Raw genomic sequence first — 25,257 nt, 5'->3', positions numbered from 1 at the left:
TTCAATCTTTTAGTGGTTTACGTTTAATCATACCACCTTTTAAATCTTTAACAATACCCATAACAAGAAAGGCTTTTTTATCAACTTTATCAATTTCAGTTTTAAGTTTGGGTAGTTCTAAACGTGTAACAACTGTGTAAATTATATTTTTGTCGTAGCCTTCTTTGTGTTTTCCAAAACCACCTTTACCTGCATAGATAGTACATGCTCTTCTTAATTTTTCGGTTAGCATGATTCTAATATTTTCATGTTTTTCAGAAATAATAGTTACGCCCACATATTCTTCAACACCGTCAACTACGAAATCAACCGTTTTGGCTGCTGCAAGATAGGTTAGAATAGCGTATAAAGCAGTTTCGACAGATAGAATGTAGGCACCAAATGAAAAGATAATAATATTTATAAGTAAAAGAACATCACCTACAGTAAGAGAGGTTTTTCTACTTAAGTAAATTGCTAAAACTTCGGTACCATCAATTACACTACCTCCTCTCATAGACATTCCTATTCCTAGACCTAAAAAGAACCCTCCAAAAACGGCAATTAAAAGTTTGTCTTCTGTTATTGTTGGATAATCAACAAAATGAACCACTAATGCTAACAAAGCTATGGCTACAATACTGCGTAAAGCGAATTTAAGGTTTATAGTTTTTGAAGCAAGAATTACAAAAGGGAGGTTAATAATAATTAATAAAACGCCAAGTTCGATGGATGTAATATTTTCTAATAATAAAGAAATTCCAGTTGCACCACCATCAATAAAACGGTTAGGTAATAAGAACCCTTTTAATCCAAACCCTGCTGAGAATACTCCAATTAGTATAAATATATATTTTCTTATGGTATGTATTAGCTCAACCTGTAAGTTTCGAACAAGCGGAACTATTTCCTTTTGACTTATTTCCTTTTTATGATATTTGTTCTCAAGCTTTTTACGAGCAACATCAACTAATATCTTGGAAATAAATGGATTCATAGTTTTATTTTTACTTAATTAGTTATTCCAGTTCAAGAAAAAGTATTTTATTTTTGCATTGTCTGGTATATGCGTTGCCTCTATAGTTAGGTTCATATCAAAGCGTAAGTTCGCAGGTAATTCTTTTTTGTCAATGGTGAAAGCTGCATTTATTTCATTTACAAAAACCACTACAGAATTAATTAAATTGTTAATTCGTGAGACTTTATAGGTACTGGTTATATCTTTAAAAGTACTTAGTGACGAAATATTTTCTCTTGTTTTATATCTAGAATCTACTATTTGCACATTTTGAATTACCGAAGTAGAATCTAATGAATGTTTAGGAGATAATACTAATAATTTTTTTCCTCCTTTTTCAAAAACTTGAATATTGTTAATGTTACCTGCAAACTCATCGCCACTTGTAAACTTTACAAGCGAGTCTTTTGCAAAAATAACTTCTAAATCCTTTACTTGTGTTGAATCTGTTAAAAAGCCAACATGTTGTTTGCTTATATGAAAAGGGTCTTTTTCGTTTTTGCAAGCGATAAAAAATAAAAGGAAAACAATGATGACTAAAAATGGTTTGTTCATTAAGTGAATATGGTTTAAAATGTATAATAAAAATTTACTGAAATTATTTTTTCATAACCTTAGTTAAAATACCAAAAACACTTCTTATAAATGTGGCACTGGTTAAAACTTTAACTATGGGATTCATTCGGGTACTACTACGTCTTCTGGTTGCAGGAGCTTTTCTTTTAGACTCTGCTTTCTTAAGTGCTTCGCGTTCTTTTTTGGCTTGTTCTTTTGCTTCTTCTGCTTCTGCTAACTTAATTTTTTCATTAAGCATTTCATAGGCACTTTCTCTATCTATTGTTGTATTATATTTTTTTACAAGTTTCGATTCAGATAAAAGAGAATTAAGTTCTAAATCGGTTAATACATCCATTCTACTCATTGGCGCACGCATCATAGTTGCGGCAAGTGGGGTAGGGCGACCTTTTTCGTCTAAGGCAGATACCAAGGCTTCACCAATTCCTAAAGAAGTTAAAACATCTGTTGTATCGTAATATTCTGAATCTGGATAGTTTTGAGCCGTAAGCTTAATAGCTTTCCTGTCTTTTGCTGTAAAAGCTCTTAATGCATGTTGTACTTTTAATCCTAATTGACCTAAAACAGCTTCCGGTACATCGGTTGGGTTTTGAGTTACAAAATATAAACCAACGCCTTTACTTCGGATTAATTTAACAATACTTTCAATTTGATTTATTAAGGGTTTAGAGGCTTCATTAAAGATTAAATGTGCCTCATCAATAAACATAATTAGTTCTGGTCTATCACTATCTCCTTGTTCTGGAAATGTAGAATATATTTCTGCTAAAAGACTTAGCATAAAAGTTGAAAACAGTTTTGGTCTATCTTGAATATCTGTTAGTCTAATAATATTAATGTAGCCTCTACCATCTTCATCAATACGCAATAAATCTTGTGTGTCAAATGAAGTTTCGCCAAAGAATAAACTAGCGCCTTGTTGTTCTAATTCAATAATTTTTCGAAGAATAGCTCCTGTAGAAGCAGTTGAAATTCTACCGTATGCTTTTGTAAATTCCTGTTTGCCTTCGTTAGTGGCGTAGTGTAATATTTTTTTAAAATCTTTTAAATCTAAAATAGGTAACTTATTATCGTCACAGTACTGGAATAAAACGGCAACAACTCCAGATTGCGCCTCTGTTAAATTTAAAATTCGCGATAATAAAACAGGTCCAAATTCGCTTACCGTAGCTCTAAGTCTTACACCATTCTGTTCAGAAAGCGTTAATACTTCAACAGGAAAACTTTTTGGTTCAAAAGGTAAACCTATTTTCTCGTGGCGTTCGTCTATTTTTGGATGTCCTGGACTCGGTTGTGCCAACCCGCTTAAGTCACCTTTTATATCCATTAATAAAACTGGAATTCCTTTATTACTTAAGTTTTCAGCAAATACTTGTAAAGATTTTGTTTTTCCTGTACCTGTTGCTCCTGCGATTAACCCATGTCGATTCATGGTTTTTAATGGGATTTTTACATGAGCGCCTGTAACAGTTTTACCATCTAATATGGCAGCACCAATAGGAATAAAATCACCTTTTGTTTTGTTGCCTTCGGTTATATAATTAAAAAAATCTTCGGTTTTACTCATAAGAACTAAATTTTGATAAAAATAACTATTCTGTGTGAATAGAAATGAACAAGATATGCAAAACTTTGAACAATTTGATTACAATGCTCTATCTTTGCGCACGATGAAAAAAGAACTACAATTATTAGTTAATAAAGGTCAGATGTTACCTTTAATGGAAGAGTTTTATACCATTCAAGGAGAAGGATACCACAAAGGAACTGCGGCTTATTTTGTTAGAATAGGTGGTTGTGATGTTGGATGTCATTGGTGTGATGTGAAGGAAAGCTGGAATGCCAATATACATCCTCCAACCGAAACATCTAAAATTGTAGAAAATGCCAAAAAGTATAGCGATACTATTGTTGTAACGGGTGGAGAGCCATTAACATGGGACATGACTGTATTAACAACACAATTAAAAGCAGAAGGCATGCAAGTTCATATTGAAACGTCTGGTGCTTATAAATTAACAGGTGTTTGGGATTGGATTTGTCTATCGCCAAAGAAGCTAAAATTACCTACTCAAGAAGTTTATGAAAAGGCAGATGAACTTAAAATGATAATTTACAATAAAGACGATTTTCGTTTTGCAGAAGAACAAGCCACTAAAGTTAATAAAGATTGCATTCTATATTTACAGCCTGAATGGAGTAAAAGAGACAAAGTTGTTCCTGAGATTGTGGATTATGTTATGTCAAACCCAAAGTGGAAAGTGTCTTTGCAAACGCATAAGTATTTGAATATACCATAAAAAAAGAGGCTATCTGAAAAGTTTTTATAATTTGAATTGCCAGGTTAATCCTGTCGAAACCGATATTGATTATCAGTAGTTAAAAATATTTCGACAAGCTCAATATGACATTGAACTTACTATTCAGACAGCTTCTTTTGTTTCAATAGATATATTTAATTTATTTGCTAAAAGGGACTGCTACACGTGTAGTTCCCCAGCCTAAATGCATATGAGCTCCACCGTCTACCTCTTCAAAAGCTATAGAAAATGCTTCAAGCAATTCACCTTTTGAAGTAGCAGCTTTAACACGAACCACATCGTTTGCCTCGCTGTAAGCATAGGATCCCCAAATGTTAGCATCGGTATTTAAAATAATAGTCCATTCGTTGTCACCTGGAATAGTGAATAACCCATAAGTACCAGCCTTAACTGCTTTTTCTCCAATTTTCATGTCTTTATAAAGTGTAATCGTAGCTGCTTCATTAGCACCTGTACGCCATACTTTTCCATTTTGAGCCAAGGAACTAAGTTCTCTTCCTTTTAGTTGAGGTCTACTATAAACTACTTTTATAAGTTTATCTGAAACTTTGTAACTAGCAGGGAAAGACGCAGCATCCATAGGGCTTTTGTCTAATCCTCTGAATTTTTGAGCATCTACATTCGTACTTAATAGCATAATAAATGCGAAGGCGATTGTAGTAAATAGTGTTGATTTTTTCATAATGTCTTATTAATTTTTAGAATTGCTTAAAGTTAAAGTGAAATTGTCTTAAAGTTTTTATAAAAGTCGTTTAGTAATGTTAAAGTTTACAGTCTATGCCTTTTAAATTCATAACTTGGTAATCTTCATACCATTAATCTACTATAATCCTTAACGTAAAAGAGACTGTCTGAAAAGTAAGCTCAATATGACATCGAACTTACTTTTCAGACAGTCTCTTTTAAATAATCTAAGTATAGAGTTTACTTACGTATCACCGTTACATTCATCTCCTCCACTTTTTTATCAGATAACTGAGAAGGGGCTCCAAAGAGTAAATCTTCACTAGTTCCAGTTTTTGGGAATGCCATTACTTCTCTAATAGATGCTTTTTTCTCTAAAATCATCATTAATCGATCTACACCCCAGGCAATACCACCGTGTGGAGGTGCGCCATAATGGAAGGCCTTGTACATGGTGCCAACACTCTTCATCATTTCTTCTTTGTTATAGCCCATGTTTTTATAAGTAGCTTCCAAAATTTCAGGTTTGTGGGCACGCACAGAACCACCACCAATTTCGTAACCGTTTAAGATAAGGTCGTATTGTTGTGCAATGATGCTTCCAATTTCCTCTTCGTTTCCATTCATGTGTTTGTCAATATCATAAATAGCAGGCATAGAGAAAGGATTGTGCGTAAACGTCCAACGGCCTTCGTCTGTTTTTTCAAACATCGGAAAATCAATCACCCAAGCTGGTCTTAATTCTTTAGGGTTGATTAAGCGTAACATATTACCAAGCTCTTGACGAACCGCATCTAAAGCTTTATTAGCTGTTGCATAATCTGCTGCAGAAAAGAACACAATATCGCCAACTTGCGCATTTGTTGTTTTAATGATACCTGCAGCAATATCTTCGCCTAAAAATTTAATAATTGGCGATTGTAAATCGTTTTCATTAACAATAATGTATGCTAAACCTCCAAGACCATGACTTTGTGCCAATGCTGTTAGTTTTTCTATTTGCCCTTTTGATAAACGCTTACTACCTTGTTCTTCAGCAGAAACTTTAATGCATTTTACAATACCGCCCTCGTCAATAGGTTTACTAAATACTTGGAAAGTGGTGTCTTTTACAATTTCAGTAATATCTTGTAGTTTTAAACCAAAGCGTAAGTCTGGTCTATCACAACCATAATCGTCCATGGCTTGTTTGTAAGTCAAGACTTCAAACGGACGTAAAATCCATTTTTTACCATAGATGTTTTCAACTATACTGTTAAACATTTGCGTATTCAAATCAATGATTTGTTGCATGCTGGCATACGCCATTTCAATATCCAACTGTGTGAACTCTGGTTGACGATCGCCACGAGAATCTTCATCTCTAAAACAACGAGCGATTTGGAAATACTTTTCGTAACCGCTTACCATTAACATTTGCTTGAATTGCTGAGGTGCTTGTGGTAAGGTATAAAACGATCCTGCTTGTTTACGTGTTGGTACAATAAACTCGCGAGCGCCTTCATCGGTTCCTGCACTTAAAATAGGCGTTTCAATTTCCAAGAAATCTTGTTCGTCTAAAATATCACGCATAAGTTTGATAACCTTATGGCGGTTAACTATCACACGGCGCACATCATTATTCCTATGGTCTAAATATTTATATTGAAAACGAACATTTTCATTAGTTTTAGTCGCGCGTTTGATTTCAAAAGGTAAGGTTTTAGAAAGGTTTAAAATTTCTAAATCTTTAGCTTCTAATTCAATTTTACCCGTTCTTAATGCGGTGTTGTAATCATCTTCTTTACGTTGCACAATCGTTCCAGAAACGCTAATAACAGTTTCGGGTTTAAGCTTTACTAACTCATCTAAATTGTCAAAGGATTCTCTACTTAACCGCACTTGAAATACTTGTGTACTCGAATCGCGTAAATCAATAAAGATTAACTCACCATGGTCGCGCACGCTAGACACCCATCCAGAAAATGTTACATTTTTGTTGATGCTATCATCCGTAATATCAGAAATGACATGAGTTCGATAGCTGTCTTTGATGATAATTGGGATTTCAGGTAGAACTTCTTCGTCTTTTTTGGTTTTTGTTTGGGCTTCGACTGCGTTTATCCTAACATTAGTTTCGCTTCCGTCTTTTGACTTCGTGCTTCCGTCCTCTCCAGTAAGTGCATCAAGAATACTTTTGCGAATCACTTTTCCAGACGCCCCTTTTCCAATAATTCCAATAACTTTTCCAACAAGAATACCAGCTTTTCCTTGGTTTCCAGAGCGTATGTCGTTTGCTATGGCTTCATTATCTGAAATGACTTTTGCGATAGCATCTTCAATTTGAGATTCAGAAATGGTATTGTCTTCAAAATATTGGTTGTAATCAAAACTTCTATCTTTTAAATAAGATGTTATAGCGTTTTGTACTAAAACCGATGTGATTTTTTCGTCTTTAAATAATTGAAAAATTTCAATTAAATGATCAATGCTATGAATGTCTGCATAATCATCTGCAGCAATGTTATTAACTAATGTTTTTGCAACAAACGAAGCGTCTTTAATCACATTGTTAATCGCAACAAAGGTTTCAGAGCGCAATGAATCTGCTGTAAAAAACTTTGCATCTTGCGGTAAAACACCACCTTTTATTAAAATGGATTCTACTGCAAAAGGCAGTGTGCTTAAATCGACATCAATAGACTCTACCACATCTTTTATACTTACAAAAGGTAAATCAGGTTCCGAAATAAAACGGTAATCTGCTTCAAATTCCTTTTTACGCATGGTTTTGGTTTGCTTCAATTCGGCATCCCATAATACGGTAGTTTGGTCTGGTCTAAATTCTTTATGCTCTAAGAAATAGTTGAGTTGTTTTTCAACTTCTTCTTTTAAAGCTTCAACCATAAACTTAAACGAGTTCAAGTTTTTTATTTCGGTACGTGGATTTAAATTGTAATCGTGTTTTTTGCGAAGTGATACCGAAACATCCGATTTGAATTCTCCTTTTTCAAGGTTAGCTTCAGAGATTCCTAAATTTTGAACAATGCGCTGAATGTATTGTGCGTAGGTTGAAGCATCTTCAATATGTCGAATACAAGGTTCGGTAACAATTTCAATAAGAGGGACACCAGCTTTATTAAAATCGACTAAAGACACCTTCTTTTCATGCATTAATTTAGCTGCATCTTCTTCAATATGTACTTGTGTTAAGTTTACCGTAAATTGCGATCCATCATTACGAAAACAAGAGACTTGCCCATCTGGAATAACAGGGTTGTGAAACTGCGTAATCTGGATGTTCTTTGGATTGTCAGGATATTCATAATGCTTTCTGTCCCAAGAAATCACATCGTTTTCAAAAGTAGATTTTACTGCCTTACCAAAATAAATAGCTTTATTAATGGCTTCTTTATTAATGGCTGGTAAAACACCCATTTGTCCCGTACAAACCGAACAAATATTTTGATTAGGGGTTTCTATTTCCTGATTAGCGCAAGAGCAAAATAACTTGGTTTTTGTATTTAACCGAACGTGTGTTTCTAGACCTATTACTAACTCTAATTCATGCTTTTTAAGCAAATCGTTTAATTGTTCTAAATCCATTATATCGTGTCTTTTAAGAAGTTAGCAAACTTCAAAACGAGTTCGTCATTATGTTTTGCGGCCGTAATTTGTAAACCTGTTGCAGTACCTTGTGGTACGGTTAGTGTTGGTAGTTGCCCTAAGCTAAAACCAACGGTATATGCATCAGATAAATACATGGCATGCGGGTCTTTTAAACTGTCGCCAATTTTAGGCGGTGTACTTGGTGTAACTGGAGATATGATGATATCAACTTCTTCAAAATCTTTTTCAAAATTTTCAGAAATGTTATCTCTTAGGTTTAATCCTTTTAAATAGATTTCATCTGAAAATCCTTGAGATAACACTTGGTTTCCACCAACAATTCTGCGTTTTGATTCTTCTGAAAAATTCTCAGAACGTGTTACCGAATAGGTTTCTTTTAAATTATCACCTTCAATACGATTACCATAATTGGTGCCATCTAATCTGGAAAGGTTAGAGGCGGTTTCTGCCATCGCCAGAGTATAGTATGTTGATACTAAAGTTTCAGATTCAAAGAAATCTAAAGCTTTAACTTCGATGCCTTTAGCTTTTATTTTTTCGATAGTCGCTAAAAAATCAGATTTTATATCGGCATCAATAGCATCAGTTTCTATAAAGTTTTTAAAGTACCCGACTGTTTTAATATTTTCTGAAGATGAAATAACCTCTTGAGATATGTCTGCAGACGCATAAGTGGTTTGATCTTTTGTGTCTTTACCACTCATAATATTTAGGACAATACGAATATCTTCGATAGATTTTGCAATAGGGCCAACACAATCGGTTGATGAGGCGTAAGCCATTAATCCGTAACGCGAAATACGCCCGTAAGTGGGTTTTAAACCATACACATTATTATAACCAGCTGGTTGGCGCACAGAACCACCTGTATCGCCACCAATAGAAAATACCGTATAATCTTTAGCGACATTTACTGCAGAACCACCACTAGAACCACCACCAACTAAATCGGGGTTAATAGCGTTTTTAACTGCCCCAAAAATGGTGTTTTCTGATGACGAACCATGACCGAAACTATCGCAATTTTCTTTTACTAAAGGTATAGCCCCAGCATCTAATAATTTTTGAATGGCTGTTGCTGTGTATGCTGATTTGTAGTTTTTTAGCAAATCAGAACTCGCCGTAGTGTATGTACCTTGAACCATATACACGTCTTTAATACCAAACGGAATACCTTCTAGTAAACCAATAGTTTCGCCATTTGCAATTTTGGCATCTACTTTGGCCGCTAAATCTAAGGCTAGAGTATCTAGTAGGGTATTAACGGTGTTGTTAGTATTCTGTTTTAGTAGGTCTAATTTTTCTTGAACCAACGCGGTACAAGAGATGTCTTTATTCATCAATTGCTGATGAATGTGATGTATTTGCGAACTCATAATTATTCTTCTATAACTTTAGAAACTACTAAATAGCCGTTTTTTTCTTTTGGGAAGTTCTCGATAATGATTTGTTTTTCTGTGGCAGAACTATCTATAACCACATCGTCTCTTAAATTGTTTAAAGACACTGCATTATTATGATTATTAAAAGCATTATTATTTGTGGTATTGGCTTTTTTAATAACCTCAAATAATTTGTTTACAGCCTCTGATGGCTGCGCGCCTTTAATGCTCGACAATACGTCAACGGTCATAATTTTACTCATCTTTTATCAATTTTAAATTATAGAGATTGTTTTAAATCAATCTCAAAAAAAAGCCTTCCGATATCGGAAGGCTTTATATATTTTTAAACAATAACCTTCCGAACCCTAAAAATTAGGATTATTGAAATTATTATTATTGTTATTATTTCTCATTGTTATTTTAAACGCCTTCAAATATATATAGAATAAATAGAGTACACACTATTTTTACTGATATCCTGTAGGATATTGTGAAATTATTAAAAAAGCTAAAGTTAATTTGAAAGGTTGTTAGCTTAATTATGGGAATTGCTTGTTTATTTTAATGGGTTTTTTCTGATACATCCCTTAATCTTTTCTTTTTAGGAGGAAAAATGTTGTTCTAAAATGGCGAAGATTAGTTTTCTTTTTTGGAAAGCAATTAATCGGTGGTTTATCCTGCTAGGTTTACAAAACCTTGTAGGTATGGTTTATTGCATTTTGAAAAAAATCTAAAAGGCTTTTGAAACCTTTGGGGGTTTTAATTGTTGATGAAAACATGTTAAAATTGAGGCTTAAAAATTAGTTTTAAGGCGTTTTGTGTTTTTGTTTTTTTTAGAATTGCTTTAAAACCCAAGAAATCTATTTTAAAGTGCTTTTTAGGCGATTTAAGCGACTTTTTAGTAATTAACAATTGTTGATAATTATTGATTTGCCTCGTTAAAATGCTTTTAAAAAGGCTTAAAATTTTGTATATTTGTTTGTATTCAGAAGGATGCTATTGGGCGTCTTTTTTTATGTTAATAAAACTCTGTTTTAATGGGGATGAAAACCGAAATTAAAATAGTAAGTTGAATTAATCCCGATGTAAATCGGGGCCTTTTTAAAGTTGAATTTTTATCGTGAAATGTTTTTTGCTTTTGCAAATAGAAAATGATGATAGCTTTGCGGTTTGAATTTGGCGGATGCGTGCGTTAGGGATTGCAGTGGAAAGCCCACAGCCCGACATTAGGAGGTGCGAGGACTTGTAGCGGAAAGCCCGACCCTTGTGGTAACGCCCAAATAATAAAAATAAGAAATAATAGAAATAAACAATTTTAAATAATAATATGAGCGAACCTAAAGAAGAATTTAATAAGCATAATTACTCGGCTGATAGTATTCAGGCCTTAGAGGGGATGGAGCATGTGCGTATGCGACCATCGATGTATATTGGTGATGTTGGTGTGCGTGGATTGCACCATTTGGTGTATGAGGTTGTAGATAACTCGATTGATGAGGCTTTGGCGGGACATTGTAATAATATTACCGTGATTATTAACGAGGATAACTCGATTACTACCGAGGATGATGGTCGTGGTATTCCTGTGGATTTGCATAAAAAAGAAGGGGTTTCGGCACTTGAGGTTGTAATGACTAAAATTGGTGCTGGTGGTAAATTTGATAAAGATTCTTATAAGGTTTCTGGTGGTTTACACGGTGTTGGTGTAAGTTGTGTGAATGCGTTATCGGCACATTTAAAGGCTACGGTTTATAGAAATGGAAATGTGTATGAGCAGGAATATGAGCGCGGAAAAGCATTATATCCTGTAAAAACTGTAGGCGAAACTGATAGACGTGGTACTACGGTGACGTTTAGACCAGACCCTACTATTTTTACCCAAACGCTTGAGTATAGTTATGATACTTTGGCGAGCAGATTGCGTGAGTTGGCTTTTCTTAATAAAGGAATTACGGTTCATTTAGTTGATAGAAGGACTAAGAAAGAAGATGGTGAGTTTGAGGGTGAAACATTTCATTCTGATGAAGGTTTAAAAGAATTTATCAAGTATTTGGATGCTACTAGAGAACCTTTGATGAAAGATGTTATTGCTTTTGAAGGTGAGAAAAATGGTGTACCTGTTGAGGTTGCTATGATTTATAATACCTCTTATGCTGAAAATTTACATTCGTATGTAAATAACATTAATACCCATGAGGGTGGAACGCATTTATCTGGTTTTCGTCGTGGATTAACGCATACCTTAAAGAAATATGCGGATGAATCTGGGATGTTAGATAAATTGAAATTTGATATTGCTGGTGATGATTTTCGCGAAGGTTTAACGGCTATTATTTCGGTAAAAGTTCAAGAACCACAGTTTGAAGGACAGACGAAAACAAAATTAGGTAACCGTGAGGTTTCTGCATCTGTAAGTCAAGCAGTTTCTGAAATGTTAACTGATTATTTAGAGGAGCACCCTGATGATGCAAAAATTATTGTACAGAAAGTAATTTTAGCAGCTCAAGCGCGTCATGCAGCCCAAAAGGCTCGTGAAATGGTGCAGCGTAAAACGGTAATGAGTATTGGTGGTTTACCTGGGAAATTAAGTGACTGTTCTGAGCAAGACCCTGCAAAATGTGAAGTATTCCTTGTTGAGGGAGATTCGGCAGGTGGAACTGCTAAACAAGGTCGTGATAGAGCGTTTCAAGCTATTTTGCCACTAAGAGGTAAAATTTTAAACGTTGAAAAAGCCATGACACATAAGGTTTTTGAAAACGAAGAGATTAAAAATATATTTACAGCTTTAGGTGTAACTATTGGTACGGAGGAAGATAGTAAAGCTTTAAATCTTTCAAAATTACGCTACCATAAAGTGGTAATTATGTGTGATGCCGATATTGATGGTAGCCACATTGCTACACTTATATTAACTTTCTTCTTTAGATATATGAAGGAACTTATAGAAGCAGGACACATTTATATTGCGACACCGCCGTTATATTTAGTTAAAAGAGGGGCAAAAAAGCAATATGCATGGTCTGATAAAGAAAGAGATGATATAGTATCTGAATTTGGTGATGGATCTAAAATTCAACGTTATAAAGGTCTTGGAGAAATGAATGCGGAGCAACTTTGGGATACAACCATGAATCCTGAGTTTAGAACCATGCGTCTAGTTCAAATAGACAATGGAACTGAGGCAGATCGTATTTTCTCGATGCTTATGGGAGATGAAGTACCTCCAAGAAGAGAGTTTATAGAGAAAAATGCAGTTTATGCCAATATTGATGCATAGACAGTACAGTTTTTAAAATAAAGCGGCTGTCTAAAAAGTAAGTTCGATGCCATATTGAGCTTGTCGAAATGTTTTTAACTTACTGATAATCAATATCGGTTTCGACAGGCTCAACCTGACAAATGAAATTACAATGACTTTTTAGACAGCCTCTTTTTTATCGCCCACCATTTGCCTGTAAATCTGCAATGCACTGCGAATCTAATTGAGGAATAGAGCTCATGTTGTTAATTCCAATGCCAAATTCGGATGCCCAATACATTAAGCAGCTATCTACATTGCAGTGATTTTCATGCGTTTCATCTTCATGTTCTGTTTGCATGGGCGAACCCAAGTCTGTAAGACCTAGAATATGACCAAATTCATGATTAATAACGGTTGTTTCTAGTAGAGTACGATCTGGCTCAAAAGGGCTATTGCTTAAGCCTTGAATAGTTTCTTCGTAAATAACAAATGAGGTGTTCCAATAAGCAGTACCTAAAACAACTGTATTATCTTGTTCAGAATCATTTTCAGATTTGCCATCAGAAAAATAAGCCCAAATTGCAAGTTGGGATCCTTTGTTGTATTTGGTTCTTTGTTCTCTTTCAATATCTGCTATGTCATCAATCGAGTAAATTTCTACACCCGGAGAAGGTACTTCTCTTTTTTCAACTGTAATACCGTTAGGTTTAAACGTTCTTGCTTGTAAAAATGATACAAAATTATTAATAGTATTTTGAGATGGTTCAAATCCTTGAACATAAACAAGCTCAATTACAATACTTGTAAACAAGTCGTCAGATAAAATATCATTAGCACTACTTCCTGTTGATTGCCTATTATCGAGTATGTTTACAGTTTCTTCTTCATTAACTGTGTCCTTGGAACAACTGTATATAAAGATTAAGAGTAAAAGGAAAATAAGTACTTTATTTTTCATTTTTTTCTTGCTAATATAGTAAAAATCCGATTAAATGTATTTTTTTAACGATTAAAAGTTGTTTTGTGTGAAAAATGTTATATTTTTGTTACAACCAAATTAAATAAACAGATGAAAAATTTAACCTTACTTTTATTATTGATTTTCGGAATTCAAGTTTCAAAGTCGCAAGAATTAGAGAGTATTTTATTGGCTGCAACCGAAGATGCTAATAAATTGACCAAAGCTTATATTAAACCAGCTATGACAGGATTGATATATGGCATGAGTAGTGGCTGGTATCATACAGCCGAAGTTCACAAGAAATTAGGATTCGATATATCTATTGGTCTTAACGCATCCTTTGTGCCAACAGAGGATGAAATTTTTACACTTTCTGGATTAGAATCTGTAAACTTACCATTGGGGTCGGTGACTTCGCCTACAATTGCGGGTTCGGGTGTTGGTTCAATTATAAATGTAGGAACTATAATTAATGGACAACCAGTAACAACGTCTTTTGAGATGCCTGAGGGAATTCAAGATGATTTACCCTTAAATGCAATTCCAACTCCTGCTATACAAGTAAGTTTAGGTTTACCTTATAAGTTTGATGTCATGCTACGTTTGGTTCCAAAAGTTGGCGATGATGATGTAAAAGGAAACTTATTTGGCTTAGGTCTAAAAAAGGAGATTACAAGCATTTTTGGGCCATTAGAAAAGCTACCATTGCATGTTTCTATTTTAGGAGCTTTCACAACAATGGGTGTAGATTATAACATTGATGGAAGTGAAATACCAGGTCAAAACCAACTAGCAGAATTCAAATTAAATTCATTGACAATTCAGGGTATAGCATCATTAAATTTCCCTATAATAAATATTTATGGTGGAGTTGGTTATAGTGGTGGCAACTCTTCTTTAAAAATGTTAGGTTCTTATGTACTTGAATATAATACAGGATTACCTTCGCCTAATGATGTGGTTAGCGAAACGGTGAATGATCCAATAGATTTAGATTTTGATGCAAGTGGTTTTGGAGCAACTTTAGGTGCTAGATTAAGCTTAGGTTTTTTTAAGATTTATGGAAGTTATACACTTCAAGAGTATAATACTTTTTCAGCAGGAATGGCTTTTAGTTTTAGATAATAATTTAAACATAAAATTACTGTTAAAAGCATAGGATTTAATCTTATGCTTTTTTCATTAAAAGTATTTTAATTCATACTTTTGTGTTTCAAAATTTATAATGACAAAACAAACATAAGTCATGTTTTAAGTAGTTAAAATTTATGAATTTTGACAAGAATTTTTAAACGTATCAAAAATAATTTAAATATAAACTTATGAAAGTTACAGTAGTAGGAGCAGGAGCAGTAGGAGCAAGTTGCGCAGAGTATATTGCAATTAAAAACTTTGCTTCGGAAGTCGTTTTATTAGATATTAAAGAAGGGTATGCCGAAGGTAAAGCCATGGATTTGATGCAATGTGCATCTTTAAATGGATTTGACACCAAAATTACTGGTGTTACTAACGATTATAGTAAAACAGCAAATAGTGATATTTGTGTGATTACTTCTGGTATTCCTCGTAAACCAGGAATGACACGTGAAGAATTAATTGGTATTAATGCTGGAATTGTAAAAGCAGTTTCTACCAGCTTACTTGAGCATTCTCCTAACATGATTCTTATTGTAGTAAGTAATCCAATGGACACGATGACTTATTTGGCTCATAAATCGCTTAATATTCCAAAACACAGAATTATTGGCATGGGCGGTGCTTTAGATTCTGCACGTTTTAAATACCGTTTAGCAGAAGCGTTAGGAGCGCCTATAAGTGATGTAGATGGAATGGTAATTGGTGGACATAGCGATACTGGTATGGTACCGTTAACATCTCAAGCTTCAAGAAATAGTATAAAAGTATCAGAATTTTTAAGTGAAGATAGACTAAATCAAGTAAAAGAAGATACTAAAGTTGGCGGTGCAACACTTACCAAATTATTAGGTACTTCTGCATGGTATGCGCCAGGAGCGGCAGTAAGTGGATTAGTTCAAGCTATTGCTTGTGATCAAAAGAAAATGTTTCCATGTTCTACATTCTTAGAAGGTGAATATGGTTTAAATGATATTTGCATTGGGGTGCCAGTTATTTTAGGTAAAAATGGAATAGAAAAAATCGTAGACGTTCCTTTAAGTGATGCTGAAAAAGCACATATGCAGGCAAGTGCCGAAGGTGTTAAAAAGACTAATGGCTTATTAGACGTATAAGATTCAACCTATTAAATTGATATTTATTTAAAGACTGTAGTGATACAGTCTTTATTTTTTTATATTTGGCGCATGAAAAAATGGTACATAGGTACTTTAGTGGTTCTACTTGCCGTACTTGGCATTATTGATAGAGAGCAAGTTACGCTCCCTAATCAAGAAATTGTTTTACAATTTAATGACGTAAAACTAGCTTTAGAAGATACCAAAATTACCATTGCAATTGTTAAGGAAGAATTGCAAAATGTTGGTGTTCATAATTTTCAGGTTAAGGAAAATGATAAAGGAACATTAAAAATCACTTATTACAGTGAAGCAGATGTTACAGTTATTAAAAGACTCCTTTCAAAAAGAATACGAGCCGAATTAGAAGCGTCTTCTGATGACGATGAAGAAGCGCCTATAAATTTCCCTTTGCATGATGAGACTATTGCTTATAATCTCGATGTTTATGAAATTCAAAAAACAGCCGATGCCGATTCCGATTTAAACGGAATTGCTGTTTCAGAGTTAAAGCCTAAAGCAGATCGCTTCTTCAAACCTAAAATGGGTGCATCTGTTCTAGCATCCAATTCTGAAAAAGGTGATACAGAAATATTATTAGCATTAAAAATACATAGTACTATTGCTTTAGCAATAAAGAATACACTACAATACATTCCAGAAGTTAGAGCAGGACCTGCTTGTTAATCTGGTTGATTTGAAACTATTTTCAGTTTTAAAACATTCTAAAAAAACATATCACAAAAAAACTGTTCCATTTTAAGGAATAGCAGAGATTATTTCAATTAAACATAATAAATTGTCAAGTTTAATAGTGAATTTCATAATTGCTTTTCACATTAAATTTGACTTAAAAACAGAAAAATGCAAAATAAAGGATTAGTAAAATTATTCGCGCTTTTGTTTGGATTGGTAAGTATTTATCAATTATCATTTACATTCAAAGCAAATCAAATTGAAGCGGAAGCGGAACAAGTAGCAATAAATGCCGTGCCTGATACAGAGGATGATTATCGTGCTAAAAGAAGTCAAGAAGAAGTTAATTATTTAGAAGCTAAAGCAACCGATACGGTATTTAATATTGGTATTGCGAAATTTTCTTATAATGATGTTAAATCTAAAGCCATGAACCTTGGTTTAGATTTAAAAGGAGGTATTAACGTTATTCTTCAGGTATCAGTAAAAGATATCTTAAAAGGGTTAGCTAATAATAGTAAAGACCCTGTGTTTAATAAAGCACTAGAAGATGCAACCGAACTTCAGAAAAATAGCCAGAACACCTATTTAGAAGATTTTTTCACATCATTTGATGCTATTAAAGGAGACACAAAGTTAGCGTCTCCAGATATTTTTTATACCAAAGCATTAGACGGAGAGATTGATGGTACCATGACAGATGATGAGGTTAAAGGAATTATTGAAACTAAAATTGATGAATCCATCGTTTCTGCTTTTGAGGTTTTAAGAAAGCGTATTGACGAATTTGGAGTTACATCTCCTAACATTCAACGTTTAGGTACCTCTGGACGTATTTTAGTTGAATTACCAGGTGTAAAAGATGTAGAACGTGCTACAGGATTACTACAAAGTACAGCACAACTAGAGTTTTGGGATGCTTACAAAGGCGAGCAATTTTTTGGTTTTTTAACACAAGCTAATGAGACTTTAAAGGGTATAGTTGATGTACAAACAGAAACAGACGAAATTGAAAGTCAAGATGAAGAAGATGCCCAAGATGCAGCTATTGATGATCTTTTAGGGGAAGCTGAAACAGATTCTACAACTGTAGCAGTAGCGAACCCTTTATTAGATTTATTTAGAGGACCAGGTTATCAAGGAGGTCCTGTTATTGGAAGATTTGAACTAAAGGATAAAGAAACTATTCTTGAGTACTTGAATATGCCAGAAGTTCGATCTTTATTACCAGTAGAGCAACGTTATGCAAAATTTGTTTTTGGTAAACCAGAGAAGGATAACGAATTAGTAGAGTTATATGCTTTAGTTGGTAATAGAGATAACATACCACAATTAAGTGGGGCGGTTGTAACCGATGCTAGAAATCAGTTTGGACCAACAGGAAAATCCGAAGTATCTATGCAAATGAATGCTAAAGGAGCCAAGATTTGGGAAGAAATGACAGGAAAGGCATATACCCAAGGATCCCAAATTGCCATTGTTTTAGATGATGTTGTTTATTCCGCTCCTGGAGTAACTACAGGACCTATAGCAGGTGGAAGTTCTTCAATTTCTGGAGATTTTACTTTAAATGAAGCTATTGATTTAGCAAACGTATTACGAGCAGGTAAATTACCAGCATCGGCAGATATTATTCAAAGTGAGGTTGTCGGGCCATCTTTAGGTCAAGAAGCGATTGATAGTGGTACGACGTCATTTTTAATTGCATTAGCTTTAGTGCTTATCTGGATGATTTTTTACTATGGTAAGGCAGGAATTTTTGCTGATATAGCCATGTTATTAAATATACTTTTAATATTCGGAATTCTATCAGGATTAGGAGCAGTATTAACATTACCAGGTATCGCAGGTATTGTGTTAACAATTGGTATGTCGGTAGATGCGAATGTACTTATTTATGAAAGGATTCGTGAAGAACTTACTAAAGGAAAAGGGCAAAAAGAAGCCGTTCAAGATGGATTTAGTAATGCCTTATCATCTATTTTAGATGCAAATATTACCACAGGTTTAACAGCTTTAATCTTATTTATATTTGGTACAGGTCCTATTAAAGGATTTGCAACAACCTTGTTAATTGGTATTGGTACATCATTATTCACAGCTATTTTTATCACACGTTTATTAGTTGACTGGTACGTAAATAGAGGAGGAAAACTAGATTTCTCTACAGCAATTACTAAAAACCTCTTCAGAAATATAAATATTAAATTCTTACAAAAGCGTAAGATTGCTTATGTTATTTCGGGAATTTTTATTGCTTTAAGTTTAGGGTCATTAATAGTTAATAAACTAGACCAAGGGGTCGATTTTGTTGGAGGTAGAACCTATCAAGTACGTTTTGCACAGGATGTTAGTCCTTCAGAAATTTCAGCTACATTAACTGATGCATTTGGTAGTGCAGATGCTAAAACTTTTGGCGATGCAAATCAATTAAAAATTACTACAAAATATAAAGTAAATGAAACTGGAGCTGAGGTAGATGAAGAAATTAGAAAATCATTATATGATGCTTTAATTCCTCATTTAGAAGGTATATCTTATGAAGATTTTATAAGTGATGCCGATACGAAAACTACAGGTTTAATGAAGTATTACAAAGTGAGCCCTACTATTGCCGATGATATTAAACAAGCATCATTCTGGGCAATTCTAGGTTCACTAATCGTAGTGTTTTTGTATATTTTATTGCGTTTCAAAAAATGGCAATATTCGCTTGGTGCAGTTGCGGCAGTATTCCATGATGTATTAATTGTATTGGGGATATTCTCTTTAACATACAAGTTTATGCCATTTAATATGGAAATAGATCAAGCTTTTATTGCGGCGATATTAACAGTAATTGGTTATTCATTAAATGACACGGTTGTTGTATTCGATAGAATTCGTGAATTCTTTAACGAACATACAAGCTGGGAATTTAATCGTGTAGTAAACTCGTCATTAAGTAGTACACTAAGTAGAACATTAAATACCTCATTAACAACGTTAGTAGTATTACTTGCTATTTTTATTTTTGGTGGAGATTCTATTAGAGGATTTATGTTTGCATTAATTGTGGGTGTGATAGTAGGGACATATTCGTCTTTATTTATTGCGACACCAATTATGTATGATACAGTAAATAAACTAGAAGGAAAGAAGAAAGACTAACTCAAATTTTTTTCTAAGTAATGAAGTCGTCTAAAAAGGAATTTTTAGACGATTTTTTTTAGGAACATTTATAAAATATCACGTCTATTATATTGAAAATCAATGCTGCGTTAGAATAATCTAATAATGTATGAATTTATTAAACTTCAAGAAATTCTTATACATGAATACGACTTAGACTATCTTCTTTTACTAAATTTTGCAAGATTATATTGCCTTGATAACTAGTCTGGTGCTTTATAAATTTGTTTTAATTCCCCATTGTCTTAAATAGTAATAGCATCGGATTTGTTAACTGATTTTTTTATACTTTGTGGGTAGCCTTCCCTAAAACACGGGAGTCTACATTTTTAGGGAAGCCTACATCATAATCATAATGACCAATGTTTTTTGTTCTCAAGTCTATAACATCAACATCAGTTTTCGATTTTATATATTCTACAATTTTGCTAGTATCTCCTTTACTTCTAGAGCTAGCTTGAATGATTACTGTTTTTTTCATATTTCAAAATAACAGTAAAAAAACTGATAATAATACATTTAAAATAGAAACAATTAATACGATACTTTAAAAAATTTATAGAAACAATTATGAAATTAAAAGGGATTAGTCGTGACACTAATCCCTTTTAATTGATTTTTATATGAGTTTTTTTCTACCTAATTATTCATCACAAAGATCTAAGCGAGACAAATAATTTGTAGTTAAACCCTTTATGTTTTCTATTAGTAATAGCTTAATTTCTTCAACACTTTTATCTGCAATTTTTTCTTCTTTTGGTTTTATATCAGCTAAAGTACTAGGATCGCAGTCACAAATTTCTAAGATATTATTGTACGTTTTTATATTATTTGCAATAGCTTCTTTATAAGTATTAATTAAGCGTTCTTTTTTAAGATTAGATTCCTTTTCTTTTTGAAGCGCAAGTTTTGCTTTTATTTCTGCTTCTTTCTCTTTCAATTCATTTTGTAATTGTTCAAGTTTATCTTTTTCAGACTCTAAAGTCAAAAGCTCTTCTTCTTCATTTGTCAAAATGGTGAATTTGTCAAGTTCGACAATACTTTTTTGAGCAATATCGCGAGCACGTTTTACATAAAAACGCCCATCTTCATAGGTGTTAGCTTTTTCAACATGGACTAAAAGTTTTGCACCATCGTAAGCTAAGTCATAGGCACTATTACAGCCACATGCTTTTAGTTTTTCTTTAGAACGTTCAAAAGCTTCTAATGATCTATTTGAATAATATTTTAAATGAGAAATATTATTCGATTTATATGCCGATTTCACATGAGAATAGGCATAGAGTAAGTCTGAGTCTGCATCTTCACATTTAGATTGTGCAATTGAAAGTGTAGAAACTAGAAATAGCAACACAATAAAGTAAGATTTTTCCATAATAATTAGGTTAAGTTTATATGAATTAACGACGAATGTATTAAAAATATCGTTAAAACACATGTGTTTCATCGAAAAAATGGATTTAGTATATTTATAGAATTTTAAAATTGAAATATACTTATGAAGAAAATAAACCTTGAAGAATTTAAAATAAAATCACCAATTCAAATAAAAACCCAATCATCAACTTACAATTTAGAAGCTTCTAAAAATATCATAGAAGACGAACTAAATGATGTTAGTAAGAAGCTAGGAAAACTCCAGAATACAATGTATGCGCACGGTAAATATTCGGTGCTTATATGTTTACAAGGGATGGACACTTCTGGAAAAGATAGCTTAGTTAGAGAAGTTTTTAAAGAATTTAATGTTCGAGGTATTCAAGTTCATAGTTTTAAAGTACCAACCGAAGTGGAGTTAAATCACGACTATCTGTGGCGTCATTATATTGTGCTTCCAGAACGTGGTAAATTTGGAGTTTTTAATAGAACACATTATGAGAATGTTTTAGTAACTCGTGTACACCCAAAGTATATTTTAGGGGAGAACATACCAACTGTTAATTCGGTTGAAGATATAAATGCCGCTTTTTGGGATAAGCGATTTGAACAAATTAATAATTTTGAAAAACATATAGCAGATAATGGTACCATTATTTTTAAATTCTTTTTAAACCTATCTAAAGAAGAACAAAAAAATCGTCTTTTAAGGCGCTTAGAGAAGCAAGAGAAGAATTGGAAATTTTCACCAGGCGATTTAAAAGAACGTAGGCTATGGGAAAAATACCAAGATTGCTATGAAGATGCCATTAATAGAACCTCAAAAGAACATGCTCCTTGGTATAATATTCCAGCCGATGATAAACCTACGGCACGCTATATAGTAGCTAAAATAATATACGATACGCTTAGTACATATACAGATATACAAGAACCTGAATTGGATGATGATATTAAGGCCAATATTGAATTGTATAAGCAACAACTAATGAGTGAGTAGTTTTTTATGATTTCTTTTAGACTAAAGCTTTTATAAAATGGTATTTTAGTCATTAAATTTCACGTTATATTTTATGGTAAATCTTAGATTACTTATAGCAGTTTGCTTTCTTACATTTTCATTTAATTCTATTTCACAAACAGATGAAGAAGTTATTAAAGATATTTATAAAACATCTTTAACTAATGGGCAAAGTTATCATTGGTTAAATTTCTTATCCAATCAAATAGGTAGTCGCTTATCTGGCTCTTATGGCGCAGAAAAGGCAGTTGCATGGACTAAGGAGGAACTAGAAAAATTAGGTTTAGATAAAGTTTGGTTACAACCAGTAATGGTGCCAAAATGGATTCGTGGGGCTAAGGAATATGCATATATCGAATCGGGTTCTGGTAAAACATCTATAGTTAATATATGTGCATTAGGTGGTTCTGTTTCAACACCATCACTTGGTTTAAAAGCAGAGGTAGTAGAAGTTCAAAATTTTGAAGAATTGGCAATTCTTGGCGAAGAAAAAATAGCTGGCAAAATAGTATTTTATAATCGTCCGATGCAGCCAGATTTAATTCATACGTTTGAAGCTTATGGAGGTTGTGTGGATCAAAGGTATAAAGGGGCAGTAGAAGCTGCAAAGTATGGTGCTGTTGGTGTTATTGTTAGATCAATGAATTTGAGACTTGACGATTTACCACATACAGGCGCGATGACATATGATGATTTACCAGTAAGTGAACGTATACCTTCAGCAGCAATTAGTACCAATGATGCTGAATTATTGAGTGCTATGCTTAAGTTAAATAAGTCCATAAGCTTTTATTTTAAACAAAGTTGTAAGCAGCTAAAAGACGTCTTGTCTTATAATGTTATTGGTCAAATTACAGGATCGGAGTTTCCAAACGAATACATGCTCGTTGGTGGCCATTTAGATTCATGGGATCTAGGTGATGGCTCACACGACGATGGGGCAGGAGTTGTTCAATCTATGGAAGTATTGCGCTTGTTAAAAGAAGTTGGCATTAAACCAAAACGAAGTATTCGCGTTGTTTTGTTTATGAATGAGGAAAATGGTTTGCGTGGAGGCAATAAATATGCAGAGGTAAGTAAACAGAAAAACGAAAAACATGTTTTTGCTTTAGAGAGTGATTCTGGAGGGTTTACTCCTAGAGGGTTTAGTTTTGATTGTGATGATGCCAGTTTTAATCAAGTTTTACAATGGAAACCCTTATTCAAACCATATTTAATTCATTATTTTGAAAAAGGTTATGGTGGAGCAGATATTGGACCCTTAAAAAGTGATGCTATGGTTTTAGCAGGTTTACGTCCAGACTCACAACGCTACTTCGATCATCACCATGCTAGTAATGATACGTTCGATGCGGTTAATAAAAGAGAATTAGAATTAGGAGCTGCAACAATGACTTCTTTGGTATATTTATTTGATAAGTATGGTGTAAATCCAATTTCAAATTTAGAAACAATAAAAAACTAGAATTAAAATGAAAAAACTAACAGTGCTATTTGTTTTACTACTTTCAGTAACAATTTTTGCTCAAGATGAAAATGAATTACCTTACTCTGATATTTCTATTACTCCTGAAACATATACACCTGGTGCTGTAGCAGCTAGAATGGTTGATGGTTTAGGGTTTAGATATTATTGGGCAACAGAAGGTTTAACAGAGACCGATTTAGCTTATAAACCAAGTGAAACAGGTAGAACAGCCAATGAAAACCTCGATCATTTATATGGACTTTCGAGTTTTATACTAAAAACTTTATTGAAAGATACAGGTAAAACAGAAGAAGTAGAATTTGTTAGTTTCGAGGAGAAACGAAAAGCAACCTTATTAAACTTTAAAAAAGCTTCAGATATTTTATTAAAGAGTAAAGATTTATCTGAGTTTGATAATAATAGATTTCCGTTTTGGAATCTAATTAATGGTCCAATATCAGACGCATTGTGGCACACTGGTCAAATTGTTTTACTTAGGCGTGCTTCTGGTAATCCTTTTAATTCGAATGTTAGTGTTTTTGCTGGAAAACTTAGAGATTGAGTATTCTATTCATTCGTTTCTTCGGGAGCCTCCAGAGGTTCTTTCAGTAAGATTTTACATATTTGAAAATAACCATTTCTAGTGCTGGATATTAATAAATTAATGTCCTTTGGAGACCAAGAAGGAAGTATATCAACTTCATCGTTAAAGGTTATTTGTCTTTTACTTTTGCCGTCATGCTTCATAATATAAATTTCGGGTTTTCCACTTCCCACAGTAGCAGAATAAACAACTCTTAATTTATTATTAGAAAGCTTAGCGTAATTACTATGATTTTTAAAATAAGTAAGTCTTGAACGTTCCTCTGTAATAATATTATACGTATAAATTACATCGGTTTCTTTTTCATTATTTTTATTAGAATAGTATAAAAAATAATTACCTCTTCTCGAGAATTGCGGATATAAATTATTGTACTTATCGTCTATGAGTTTTTTAGGTCGCTTTCCTTTTTGATGAATATGGTATATATCGAAATCGCCTTTTGGGTCTTCTAAATTAAAAACGATTTCAACACCATTGGGAGCGTATTGAGCGCGCGATTTATTTCCAGCTAAAGGTATAGGAATTTTAGAAACTTTATAATTGTCTAAATTAAGTTTGTAGATTTCGGTCATGCCTAATCTGTCCGATTCAAATAGAATGATATTCTTGTATGGGTGCCAAGTTGGACGTCTATCATTAAATGAGTTTGTTAGTAACCTTTTTTGATGCTCACCATTTATGTCCATAGTGTATAATTGCCATTTACCCGTTCTATTTGATTCAAATAGTATTATAGTACCTTCTTTATTATAACTAGCATATCTATTATCTGAAGAATTATTGGTTAATTGTACTTCTTTATATCCAAATTCTTGACTATTGGCAATAAAATTGTAGCAAAAAAAAGTGAGCAGTAAAACAAAGTTTTTAAAGGAAAAAGTAGGAGGCATT

20 protein-coding genes are annotated in these 25,257 nt (G+C 33.3%); 9 read left to right on the top strand and 11 right to left on the bottom strand.

Annotation, left to right across the window (positions count from 1 at the left end; all coding sequences use genetic code 11):
- Position 1: 1 nt before the first annotated feature.
- From Q0739_RS00975 to Q0739_RS00965, 3 genes are read right to left on the bottom strand one after another with little or no spacing between them, the layout of a single operon-like run.
- On the bottom strand, positions 2–976 hold the full coding sequence (locus Q0739_RS00975; protein WP_298236826.1) for a YitT family protein: 975 nt from the start codon (positions 974–976) through the stop codon (positions 2–4).
- Positions 977–994: 18 nt separating this feature from the next.
- Positions 995–1,552, bottom strand: a complete 558-nt coding sequence (locus tag Q0739_RS00970) for a hypothetical protein (protein WP_298236825.1) — start codon at positions 1,550–1,552, stop codon at positions 995–997.
- Between the two features lie 43 nt (positions 1,553–1,595).
- Positions 1,596–3,140: a helicase HerA-like domain-containing protein gene (locus tag Q0739_RS00965; RefSeq protein WP_298236824.1), complete on the bottom strand. Its 1,545-nt coding sequence runs from the start codon at positions 3,138–3,140 to the stop codon at positions 1,596–1,598.
- Positions 3,141–3,243: 103 nt separating this feature from the next.
- Here Q0739_RS00965 and Q0739_RS00960 point away from each other — a divergent pair, with 103 nt between their 5' ends.
- A complete protein-coding gene (locus Q0739_RS00960) occupies positions 3,244–3,873 on the top strand; it encodes a 7-carboxy-7-deazaguanine synthase QueE (RefSeq protein WP_298236823.1) in 630 nt (209 codons plus the stop codon).
- A gap of 160 nt (positions 3,874–4,033) precedes the next feature.
- On the opposite strand, the gene Q0739_RS00955 is transcribed toward Q0739_RS00960, so the two are convergent.
- The 4 genes from Q0739_RS00955 to Q0739_RS00940 all read right to left on the bottom strand — a co-directional run bounded on the left by Q0739_RS00955 (position 4,034) and on the right by Q0739_RS00940 (position 9,832).
- Entirely contained in the window at positions 4,034–4,576 is a 543-nt protein-coding gene (locus tag Q0739_RS00955) for a DUF2911 domain-containing protein (RefSeq protein WP_298236822.1), read from the bottom strand.
- A gap of 242 nt (positions 4,577–4,818) precedes the next feature.
- Complete coding sequence (gene gatB/aspS / locus Q0739_RS00950; RefSeq protein WP_298236821.1) at positions 4,819–8,163, bottom strand: bifunctional amidotransferase subunit GatB/aspartate--tRNA ligase AspS; 3,345 nt, start codon at positions 8,161–8,163, stop codon at positions 4,819–4,821.
- The gene (locus tag Q0739_RS00945; RefSeq protein WP_298236820.1) at positions 8,163–9,563 is read right to left on the bottom strand and encodes an amidase family protein; all 1,401 of its coding nucleotides are present in this window, start codon (positions 9,561–9,563) and stop codon (positions 8,163–8,165) included. The genes gatB/aspS and Q0739_RS00945 overlap by 1 nt, the downstream gene beginning before the upstream one ends.
- Before the next feature lie 2 nt (positions 9,564–9,565).
- Positions 9,566–9,832: a hypothetical protein gene (locus tag Q0739_RS00940; protein WP_298236819.1), complete on the bottom strand. Its 267-nt coding sequence runs from the start codon at positions 9,830–9,832 to the stop codon at positions 9,566–9,568.
- A 1,067-nt stretch (positions 9,833–10,899) separates the two neighbouring features.
- On the opposite strand from Q0739_RS00940, the gene gyrB reads away from it, so the two are divergent.
- Positions 10,900–12,849 carry a DNA topoisomerase (ATP-hydrolyzing) subunit B gene (gene gyrB / locus Q0739_RS00935; protein WP_298236818.1) on the top strand — a complete coding sequence of 650 codons (1,950 nt, stop codon included), beginning with the start codon at positions 10,900–10,902 and terminating at the stop codon, positions 12,847–12,849.
- Between the two features lie 157 nt (positions 12,850–13,006).
- Here the strand turns inward: gyrB and Q0739_RS00930 are convergent, their stop codons facing one another.
- Entirely contained in the window at positions 13,007–13,771 is a 765-nt protein-coding gene (locus tag Q0739_RS00930) for a membrane metalloprotease (protein ID WP_298236817.1), read from the bottom strand.
- Between the two features lie 111 nt (positions 13,772–13,882).
- Here Q0739_RS00930 and Q0739_RS00925 point away from each other — a divergent pair, with 111 nt between their 5' ends.
- From Q0739_RS00925 to secDF, 4 genes are all read left to right on the top strand, one after another.
- On the top strand, positions 13,883–14,899 hold the full coding sequence (locus Q0739_RS00925; protein WP_298236816.1) for a DUF6588 family protein: 1,017 nt from the start codon (positions 13,883–13,885) through the stop codon (positions 14,897–14,899).
- A 197-nt stretch (positions 14,900–15,096) separates the two neighbouring features.
- Complete coding sequence (mdh, locus tag Q0739_RS00920; protein ID WP_298236815.1) at positions 15,097–16,023, top strand: malate dehydrogenase; 927 nt, start codon at positions 15,097–15,099, stop codon at positions 16,021–16,023.
- A 72-nt stretch (positions 16,024–16,095) separates the two neighbouring features.
- Positions 16,096–16,713 carry a hypothetical protein gene (locus Q0739_RS00915; RefSeq protein WP_298236814.1) on the top strand — a complete coding sequence of 206 codons (618 nt, stop codon included), beginning with the start codon at positions 16,096–16,098 and terminating at the stop codon, positions 16,711–16,713.
- A gap of 177 nt (positions 16,714–16,890) precedes the next feature.
- Positions 16,891–19,872: a protein translocase subunit SecDF gene (gene secDF / locus Q0739_RS00910; protein ID WP_298236813.1), complete on the top strand. Its 2,982-nt coding sequence runs from the start codon at positions 16,891–16,893 to the stop codon at positions 19,870–19,872.
- 304 nt (positions 19,873–20,176) lie between these two features.
- On the opposite strand, the gene Q0739_RS00905 is transcribed toward secDF, so the two are convergent.
- Together Q0739_RS00905 and Q0739_RS00900 are read right to left on the bottom strand one after the other, a co-directional pair.
- On the bottom strand, positions 20,177–20,374 hold the full coding sequence (locus tag Q0739_RS00905) for a hypothetical protein (RefSeq protein WP_298236812.1): 198 nt from the start codon (positions 20,372–20,374) through the stop codon (positions 20,177–20,179).
- A gap of 162 nt (positions 20,375–20,536) precedes the next feature.
- The gene (locus Q0739_RS00900) at positions 20,537–21,268 is read right to left on the bottom strand and encodes a hypothetical protein (RefSeq protein WP_298236811.1); all 732 of its coding nucleotides are present in this window, start codon (positions 21,266–21,268) and stop codon (positions 20,537–20,539) included.
- Positions 21,269–21,391: 123 nt separating this feature from the next.
- On the opposite strand from Q0739_RS00900, the gene Q0739_RS00895 reads away from it, so the two are divergent.
- From Q0739_RS00895 to Q0739_RS00885, 3 genes are all read left to right on the top strand, one after another.
- Entirely contained in the window at positions 21,392–22,270 is an 879-nt protein-coding gene (locus Q0739_RS00895; protein ID WP_298236810.1) for a PPK2 family polyphosphate kinase, read from the top strand.
- Positions 22,271–22,343: 73 nt separating this feature from the next.
- On the top strand, positions 22,344–23,756 hold the full coding sequence (locus tag Q0739_RS00890) for a M20/M25/M40 family metallo-hydrolase (RefSeq protein ID WP_298236809.1): 1,413 nt from the start codon (positions 22,344–22,346) through the stop codon (positions 23,754–23,756).
- 7 nt (positions 23,757–23,763) lie between these two features.
- Positions 23,764–24,321: a hypothetical protein gene (locus tag Q0739_RS00885; protein WP_298236808.1), complete on the top strand. Its 558-nt coding sequence runs from the start codon at positions 23,764–23,766 to the stop codon at positions 24,319–24,321.
- A gap of 5 nt (positions 24,322–24,326) precedes the next feature.
- On the opposite strand, the gene Q0739_RS00880 is transcribed toward Q0739_RS00885, so the two are convergent.
- Entirely contained in the window at positions 24,327–25,256 is a 930-nt protein-coding gene (locus Q0739_RS00880) for a hypothetical protein (protein WP_298236807.1), read from the bottom strand.
- Between the last annotated feature and the right edge of the window lies 1 nt (position 25,257).

Source organism: uncultured Algibacter sp. (assembly GCF_947487605.1).
In the GTDB taxonomy this organism is placed as follows: domain Bacteria; phylum Bacteroidota; class Bacteroidia; order Flavobacteriales; family Flavobacteriaceae; genus Algibacter_D.
The sequence above is the reverse complement of the archived record's forward strand: the minus strand, read 5'-3'. Positions and strand labels throughout refer to the sequence as shown.